Below are 1,305 nucleotides of genomic sequence, written 5' to 3'. Positions count from 1 at the left end.
GGTTCATCGAGGATTACCGGGGAACGCGGCGCGGATCTTGAGGAAGAAGTATTCCTCGTCGCGGTACCCGTAGGCCCGACGCTTGATGACCTTGATGGTGTTGTTGATGCCTTCGACGACGCTGGTATTGAGCGGATGTCGGCAGCGGGCGAGGATGCCGTGCCAGTAACCCTGCAGGCGCTGTGCAAACAGTTGCAGCGCGGCAATCCCGCTTTGTCGGGCTTGCTCGATCCAGTGTTCCCAGGCCTTTTCCGCCCAGGCTGGCTTTCGGTAGAACCAGAGCCGTTTGAGTTCGTCGCGTAGCACGTAGACGCACAACAACGGCTGATTGGCAGCCAGCAGTTCCTTCAGATGGACGGACTGCTCGGGCTTCAGGTTGTGGCGGTTGCGCAGCAGCAGCCAGCGACTGGATTTCAACACCTTGCGGGCCGGGCGGTCATGGCGCAACTGATTGGCCTGATCCACTCGTACGCGATCGATCACCTCCCGCCCGTACTTGGCCACGACGTGGAACAGGTCGTAGACCACCTCGGCCTGCGGACACTGCGCCTTGATTTCCAGCTCGTAGGCCGTGGTCATGTCGATCGCGACTGCTTCGATGCGCTCGGCGACGCCCTCAGGAAGCTGCTCGAAGAAGGCACGGGCCGTCTCGCGCGAGCGACCCGATCCAATCCAGAGTACCTGCCGACCGATCGGATCGACCACCACCGTGGCATACCGATGACCTTTATGGAGTGCAAACTCGTCCATCGCCAGATAGCGGATCGTCGACCAGTCCGGCTCAGCCACACGCGCTTGTAAGCGCATCTTGTCGATCGATTTGACCGTGTGCCAGCCCAGATCGTAGAAGGCCGCCACTGCCTGTACGCTGGCCGCTTGCAGCAGCTTCTCGCAGGCCTTGGCAAATCGCTCCGTCACTCGCTGGTAACGGCCCAGCCACGCCAGCTTCTCCAGTCGCGGACCGCCGCAGCGTTCGCACCAGACCCGGCGGCGGGGGACGTGCAGCACCACCCGGTACTCGAACAGCGGCAGATCGCGCACGCGGCGAACCGTCGTCTCGTGGATTTGATGGCACCGTGCACCGCATTGCTCGCAGTACATCACCTTGCTGACCGGCTTCAAATGCAGCGATAGCGTACGGCCTTCTCCTTCCGGCCATTCCACCCGCTCCAACCGATAGCCAGTCCAGCAGCCAAGTGCTTGAAGTGCCTTGCGATCGAGCAATTCTTCCTCCTGACTTCCTTAAAGTCAGGCGTCAGGTTACGCAATCACCCTCAAACCCTCCACGGTTTCCTGCGATGAACC

General features: G+C 61.3%; 1 protein-coding gene. It reads right to left on the bottom strand.

All coding sequences use genetic code 11. The features are described from left to right. Positions 1-3: 3 nt before the first annotated feature. Positions 4-1,224 carry an ISL3 family transposase gene (locus C5O79_RS37855; RefSeq protein ID WP_122473473.1) on the bottom strand — a complete coding sequence of 407 codons (1,221 nt, stop codon included), beginning with the start codon at positions 1,222-1,224 and terminating at the stop codon, positions 4-6. Between the last annotated feature and the right edge of the window lie 81 nt (positions 1,225-1,305).

Source organism: Burkholderia sp. SRS-25 (genome assembly GCF_004343765.1).
GTDB classification, from domain to species: Bacteria; Pseudomonadota; Gammaproteobacteria; order Burkholderiales; family Burkholderiaceae; genus Burkholderia; species Burkholderia contaminans.
The sequence above is the reverse complement of the archived record's forward strand: the minus strand, read 5'-3'. Positions and strand labels throughout refer to the sequence as shown.